At 50.5% G+C, this 7,101-nt stretch carries 7 protein-coding genes; 4 read left to right on the top strand and 3 right to left on the bottom strand.

What is annotated here, in order from left to right; all coding sequences use genetic code 11:
* Together Q0294_RS15725 and Q0294_RS15720 are read left to right on the top strand one after the other, a co-directional pair.
* Positions 1-788 (top strand): type III pantothenate kinase (locus tag Q0294_RS15725; protein WP_299467344.1); only part of this gene is annotated, 788 nt, incomplete at its 5' end.
* 1 nt (position 789) lies between these two features.
* A complete protein-coding gene (locus Q0294_RS15720; RefSeq protein ID WP_299467342.1) occupies positions 790-1,956 on the top strand; it encodes a GTPase in 1,167 nt (388 codons plus the stop codon).
* A 25-nt stretch (positions 1,957-1,981) separates the two neighbouring features.
* Here the strand turns inward: Q0294_RS15720 and Q0294_RS15715 are convergent, their stop codons facing one another.
* Complete coding sequence (locus Q0294_RS15715) at positions 1,982-3,277, bottom strand: glycoside hydrolase family 15 protein (RefSeq protein WP_299467340.1); 1,296 nt, start codon at positions 3,275-3,277, stop codon at positions 1,982-1,984.
* 398 nt (positions 3,278-3,675) lie between these two features.
* On the opposite strand from Q0294_RS15715, the gene Q0294_RS15710 reads away from it, so the two are divergent.
* Together Q0294_RS15710 and Q0294_RS15705 are read left to right on the top strand one after the other, a co-directional pair.
* Positions 3,676-6,270 (top strand): hypothetical protein, encoded by a 2,595-nt coding sequence (locus Q0294_RS15710; protein ID WP_299467338.1) that lies wholly within the window; start codon positions 3,676-3,678, stop codon positions 6,268-6,270.
* A 117-nt stretch (positions 6,271-6,387) separates the two neighbouring features.
* Entirely contained in the window at positions 6,388-6,528 is a 141-nt protein-coding gene (locus Q0294_RS15705) for a hypothetical protein (RefSeq protein WP_299467336.1), read from the top strand.
* Here the strand turns inward: Q0294_RS15705 and Q0294_RS15700 are convergent, their stop codons facing one another.
* Both Q0294_RS15700 and Q0294_RS15695 read right to left on the bottom strand, forming a co-directional pair.
* On the bottom strand, positions 6,529-6,744 hold the full coding sequence (locus Q0294_RS15700; RefSeq protein WP_299467334.1) for an RNA-binding S4 domain-containing protein: 216 nt from the start codon (positions 6,742-6,744) through the stop codon (positions 6,529-6,531).
* 7 nt (positions 6,745-6,751) lie between these two features.
* Positions 6,752-7,101 (bottom strand): sulfatase/phosphatase domain-containing protein (locus tag Q0294_RS15695; protein ID WP_299467332.1); only part of this gene is annotated, 350 nt, incomplete at its 5' end.

The raw sequence follows: 7,101 nt of genomic DNA, 5'->3' as shown, positions 1-7,101 counted from the left end.
GCCGTATCAAATTTGTGTCGCTGCTCACAGAATGCGCCGCGGGAGAATCCAGACAACTTCCGTTCGTGGTGAACGCGTTCTCAATATTAATTGATGGCCCTCTCCCCTGGGAACAGGTAACCGGCTGGTTTGGCGACCAACTGGGCGAAACCTGTCAGACTGTTGTCGCTGGTTCGAATCCACAGGGAATCGAACGGGTTGTCAAAAACTGGCCGCAGGGAATACTACCACCTCCGATCGAAGTGCTTAACACAGCCGATTTCCCGCTGGAAATCTGTGTCGATGAACCTCGCAAAGTCGGCATCGACCGCCTGCTCAACGCGGTCGCCGCCAATCGGCTTCGCGAAAGAGAACAAGGCGTCATCATCATCGATACCGGAACCGCAACGACAGTTGACGTTGTCAACCCGAATGGAAGTTTTGCCGGCGGAGCCATTCTCCCCGGCTTTGAATTATCTGCTAAAGCACTGCACGATTACACGGCCCTGCTTCCTCTGATTCCCGTTGATGATTTGCGCCAGGCAGCACCGGTGGTTCTGGGAAAAAACACAACGGATGCCATTCGAAGCGGACTCTTCTGGGGGCAACTGGGAGCGATACGGGAACTCGTCGCTCAGCAACAAAACCAGTCTCTGCCTCATGCCAGCCAAGTCCCTCCCCTCATTTTATTAACGGGGGGCGGCTCTGCTTTATTGGCCCCACACCTCGAAGGTTTTGTCCGGTTTGAACCGTTGCTCACGTTACAGGGGCTGGCTTTGGTGGCTCAGAAAATCAGTGGTGCCGGTTAATATGTCAGAATGCTCCAGAATCAAATCATCGTCCTGCTCAGCCGCGCTGCTGACGCCCCGTGGCAGAGGAGCCGTCGCCACCATTCGCGTTCACGGCGAGTCGCTTCCGTTAACAGCCGCAATCGATGCCTGTTTTCACGCAGCGAACAGGAAAATACTCGAACAGCAGTCGATGGATGGAATCGTATATGGTCTCTGGGGACAGGACAATAACGAAGATCTTGTGCTCTGTCGCCTCGATCACGAAACCGTCGATATTCACTGTCATGGCGGAATGGCGGCCGTGGAACGCATTCTGAAAGACCTGCAGACACAGGGCTGTGATATCCAGTCCTGGCAGGATTTCGCCCGAAAAATCGAACCGGCGCTGGAAGTGGAACTGCAGGAAACACTGACTGCCGCCACGACATTCCGGGCTGCGGAAATCCTGCTGCGTCAGTCGCAGGGACTGTTACGAGCCGCATTCACAGCACTCATGCCTGATGAAAAATCGGACTTTGATCCTGAAGAATTTCAAACACGAATTCAGGAGCTGCTTCGCTGGGAGCATCTGGGCCTGCATTTGACAACTCCCTGGCGTGTCGTGTTGGCCGGTCGTCCGAATGTGGGTAAGTCGAGCTTGATCAATGCGATTCTGGGCTACGACCGTTCCATCGTGTTTGACGAAGCGGGCACCACGCGCGATGTGCTGACCGCAACCACGGCTATCGAAGGCTGGCCTTTTCAGTTTTCAGATACCGCGGGCATCCGTGGCGAGGCGGCTCCCCTGGAAGCAGCGGGCATCCAACGTGCAGAACAAGTTCTCAATGCAGCCGACTGCTGCGTGATTCTGATTGACACCAGCCAGCCGGCGCAGGCAGACGACCAGCGACTGCTCTCCCAATGGTCTGATTCGATCGTGGTCGCGCATAAAATCGATCTCCCGTTACGCTGGGATTCTCCTCTACCCGAACAGGCTATTCCCGTCTCATCCAAAACGAAAACAGGCCTTGAGATCCTGCTGAATCAACTAGTCCAGAGACTGATCCCTGAAATCCCCGACGAACAGACGGCCATCCCGGTCACGAAACGGCAGAGCGAGTTACTACATCAGGCAGAAGAAGCACTCCAAAGAGCCGACCGTCAGACCTACAGCGAATTGATCCGTCAATTACTGTTCCAAGACTGAAACGGACAGAAGCACAGGGAGTAGATCAGCTGCGTGCTTTGACAGTCTGTTTCCATTGATGCAAGGCCATCATCAGATTGCCCTGCGTCCACAACAAAGGGGTAATATCGTTGGGAACATATTTTCCCTTTTCGAGGAAATACGATTCAGGACAGCGATATGCACCGAAACTGCATTCCTGAGTCGTGAGCTGATTGAGCGCGCGATCCAGATGCAGACGCTGGTTCTCATAATCGTCAGAATGATCCGACTGTAGAAATCGCTGACCGTAAATCACGGATAAAATCGAATCGAAGATACACCACTGGGCTTCCTGGCCCGGCTTCAAGAGCTTATCCCGACTGGCCTGATCTTCACTGAAGTCGCTCGTTCTGTCATCTTCGCTGAACATTTCCTTGTAGTCAGCACACCAGTAGGAATCCCCCAGATAACGGCGGATTCCATAGTCACCCATCAGATGTGTTCGGACATCTTCCATGATCGTCTCCGCCATCTCGCCCTGCACCAGTCCCAGAGGATAGATCAGAAATAACAGCGCGCCGTCGTATTTCCGGGCCAGTAACGGGTCAGGCTGAATACATTCCGCGGGAAGAATTTGCGACAGCGTCGTCTGCCCCTGCTGAATTAACTCATCTACCATTTCCACGGGAACATGTTTTTTGCCAAACGTAAACTGGCTCCAGTTTTCATTCTGATCCAGATACTGCTTCAAGGTCATCAAGCCGGCAATGACAGTACCAATGCTGGATGCTTCCACCTTGCGGGCCTCTTCCCAGTGGCCGCTGTCTGCGTCTTCCCAGAAACGGATCTTCTCGAAATAACGCACAAAGGCCGCCAGTAACTCCAGCGAATCGTGAGTCGGTGTCAACTTTCCCTGTAACAGCAACAGACTGTAAAACCAGAGATAATATCCCAGTGCATCGTTTTGCGCATGAGCCCACTTTTCATCGATTTCGCCCAGTGTATTTCCATCAAAGCGGATGTGAGGGCGTTTCATCACTTCCGCAGCTTTTGTTTTACCGGAAATGATATCGTCAAAACGATCTCTGTGTTTGATGAAATAATCGGTTAAAGTGGCCATCGCTTGGCAGGCGGGTTTCTCGTTTCCGACAGCATACAACGCATGTGCTACGTGAATATTATCTCGCACCCAGATGCTCTGGTATCCCGTCGATTCATGTGCAATCGCTGCGGGAAACAGGCCGTTTTTCAGAGCCGGAAAAGAAAACGTGTTCTGCGATTCCAGAAAGGAAATTAATTGTTCCGTTTCCCCAAGAGTCTGCAGAGGTTGTTTTAAGGAAAGAAACTTGCTGTCATCCATGATAAACACCTGAGAATTTAAGAATGCTGAATTTGTCTGCTGTTGAACGATGTGGCGGGTCGCGCGGTTCGAATTGTGAAACAATTGGCTTAAAAATGCAACGGCAGGTCTTCCGCGGCGAAGATGAAAGTCCGTTTCCGAAAATCAACACTGTTGTTTTTCAGCATCTTTTCAGCATCGCCTCTGCAGCCAATTTCAACGCTGTCTTATGAAAATGACCCCTGTTTTTCCTGCCGAAGCCTCTACAATCAGCAGCACCAGACGATTCCCGCACATTCTGAACGCCGCTCGAACGCCGCTGCCTCCGTTTTGCCGGGAGGAATACCATTTGCACTTAAGTTGTTTCTGCCGGTCAGGTTTCCTTTCTTCCTACAGCCTTTACAGATTTGGTTTACTTTATGAAAGGCGTCGTTCAATCCGTTTTTCGCTCGCACAAAACAGGCATCATTGCCTTACTGGTGCTCTTTTCAGGCATGGCTGTCGCGCGTTGGAATCAGCTTTATTTTTTCACACCCGACAGTGCCCGCTACGTCATCATGGCAAAATCGCTGGTTAACGGCTCCGGTTATCGACAAATCGATACGCCGGGTGAACCACTCTATGCACATCGCCCGCCGGGAATGTCTCTTTTACTGACTCCGGCGGCATTTGTTGCGCCTTACAATATTCTGCTTGCCAAAGCGACGGTCTTGCTGACGGCGCTGGCGTTGCTCATCCTGCTGTATCAATATATTTGCCGCCTGCAAGAACCAGCGAAAGTACTTGAAAACCAACCAGTACCCAAATTTTATGGGCCGGCTCTGCTGATCACATTCCTTGTCGCCATCAATCCCTACACGCTTTTTTTCTCAACGATCGTGATGAGCGAAATTCCGTTTATGGCCTGTTCGCTGGCAATTCTCTCTCTGCTGGCGGTTCGACAGGATCATCCCGGTAAAAAAGATCTGATTTTATTCAGCGCACTCCTGATCTTTCTCCCGTTTCTCAGAACGGTGGGTATCGCGCTGGTTCTGGCAGTCGGTTTATGGGCCGTCATCAGCCGCAAACGCTGGCCTTGGCTGACTGGCGTTGCCTGTTCCCTGCTGGCTTCGGGAATCTGGATGTATCGAAATTCCGCGCTGGAAAAAAGTGGTTACACTTCGGTCGCTTTGCAAGAGATAAAATCACAGGGAATTTCAGGGACACTGCTCAGTATCTTTGAAAGATGCACGACGCATTATGAAAGTTTCTGCCAGAAACTCTTTCCAGATATGCCGGGTATTGCCCCCCGTTATGCGCGGATGATTCTGGATGAAAACTCCTTTCTTCCTGGACCGGTCTGGCTGTTTCTCACTCTGGGAGCATTGATTCTCGGACTGTCATTTTACGGCATGCTCAAACGTCGCGATCAGGGGGGAACCGTTGCCCTGTGGTATATCATCTTGAGCCTCGGCATGCTTTCCCTGTGGCCTTGGATTCAACAGCGGTTTACTCTTCCTCTGGTGCCAGTCGTGCTTGCATTTGTGCCTGCTGGCTGGAATGCATTTGTACGACACATCGCAGTTTCTCGTCCGCAGACCCGCAAAACGTTAATCTTGACCTGCTCGATCCTCTTCGCGATTTTTTGTGGTTGGCAGATCAAGACAGACTACCGTTTGATGAGTGCCAATCTACGCATGGTGACTCAGTCAGATCAATTCTATAACGATCAACTCCCGCCGAACCAGTTCAGCAACTGGCTAGCAGCGGGCGACTGGATCAGACAGAACACGTCCCCGGAGAGCCGTCTGATTACACGACGCGCCGATGTCGCAACCACCGGACAGCGATATCAGATGCTGAACTTTTTTGAAACCACCAATGCGGACAAACTGCATTGGGACATACAGAATTTCTCAGCGAACTATCTGGTAACCTTCAGCCGTGAAACTGTTTCAGCCTTTCCCTGGCATCTGCTCGATGAGGATCTCGTCTATCGGATGACTCCGGTTTATGACGATCAGGGTGTCATGATTCTCAAACTGGAACCCAATCGCAGCGGGACGATTCGTCAGGAATATTGGAACGACGATGATTCGCTGAAGATTGCCCGTAACGCGATTGAAAAGTTTCCACATCGCCTTTCATTTCAAGTAGCGTTGACGCAACAGCTGTTTGAAGCCGGACATTATGCGGAATTGATTGCATACGTAGAAAACCTGCAACAGCAAAAGATCGAAGATGTCAGACTGACAAACCTGCTGGCCTGGTCCTACAACAAAACAAAACGTTACCAGAAAGCCATCCACGAATTCGAACGCGCCTTCTCCATGCCTGACCAGAAAATGCTCCATCGCGATCTGATGCAGGGGATCACTCTGGCACAAAGCAAGTTGGAATCCAGCGATCATTCTGGAGGCACGCAGCCACAAACCCGTGATCAAACAGAAAACCAGGATCTCAAGCTGGCGGCAATGTATTTGCGTTTGTCGCAAATTGATAAAGCAGAGCGGCTTTTACTCAAAGCACTCAAAACTGATCCCCATTATCTCAATGGACAACCGGAACTGCATACATTACTGGCCAGGGTCTACCTCGCTGAAGATCGCAAAGCCGACGCCATTCAACAATTAAATTTTGCCAACCAGTCAGGGGAACCAGCGGCCCCGGCGTTACTAATCATGCTGGCCCGCGAGGAAAAAGTAGAAAATCTTTTAAAAAATCTGGCACAATTTCATGATGACAAAACCGCACAACAGACTGCAGCTCTCCTGTCTGAACTGCTGGTTCTTGCTGGAGCTTATGAAGAATACGGAGTACCCGGCAAAGCACTGCATCTGGTTGAACGGACGAATATGTTCATTCCCAACAACCCACAACTGTTAAAGTTACTTCTGAAGTACCAGCTGTTTTATTCTCTGATTCCTGAAGCTGAGGAAACATTCTTACAGCTCCAAAATATTGCACCACACGACCCGGATCTTGAAGAGAAGGCCAGAATGATTGAGTCGCGAATACAAACGCCCCGTTTCTAAAAAACAACTATCCACGGTACTGCATACGTTATTCCCGTCCCCGTCAGTTATGTGCTCAAACAGAAGCTAGAATATTCATAGCACATTTGTTGCGGGCCAATAACGGGGGGACTTCTCATGGAACTCTGGATCGATGGCTGGATGTATTACTTTCTGGATATTTGGCGCGATGCAACGATTTCAGACTATCTGAAGCTGATTCTCTGCGTAATTGTCGTCGGTGGTTTTTTTAACATCCACCGTCGCAACATCAAATAATCAGCTCTCGGGATCTAATTCCACACACCACTGTTCGCCGGCATATGCCACGACGTCTCCAGGTGAAAGCTGTTTACTGCGTCTGATCTCGACTGCACCATTCACGGTTACTTCTCCCGCCTGAATGACGACCTTGGCATGCCCTCCTGTTCCCACTGCAGCCTGCTGTTTTAAAAACTGATCTAAACGAATCGGTGGACGATCTTCTGATACCATTGTGTTCTTAACTCTCTTGTGATGATTGCTTTTTATTTTTCTTCTTTTGGGGTTGCCCGCCTTGTTTCAATTTCTTGAGTTCTTCCGGCGTGGGCACATTAAATGTTGCGTCTTGAGGAGCAGCCGATGTCAGCGGGCTGGTATCCCCGACCTTTTTCTGCCAGTCTTTCATGACAGCCAGCAGGCGGTCTGCATGACTTTGACAATCTGACTGACCGAACAGATTTTTCGTTTCTTGTGGATCATTCTCCAGGTCGAATAATTGTGACTTGTTGATCTGCGGATAAGTAATTAATTTCCATCGGCTGTCGCGCGCCGATCGCTGCACGTCTTTGTAAGCCGTAAACAGTGTCTCCC

This window comes from uncultured Gimesia sp. (assembly GCF_937919775.1).
GTDB lineage: Bacteria > Planctomycetota > Planctomycetia > Planctomycetales > Planctomycetaceae > Gimesia.
Note: the sequence above shows the minus strand (reverse complement) of the source record. Positions and strands in the feature narration are given on the sequence as shown.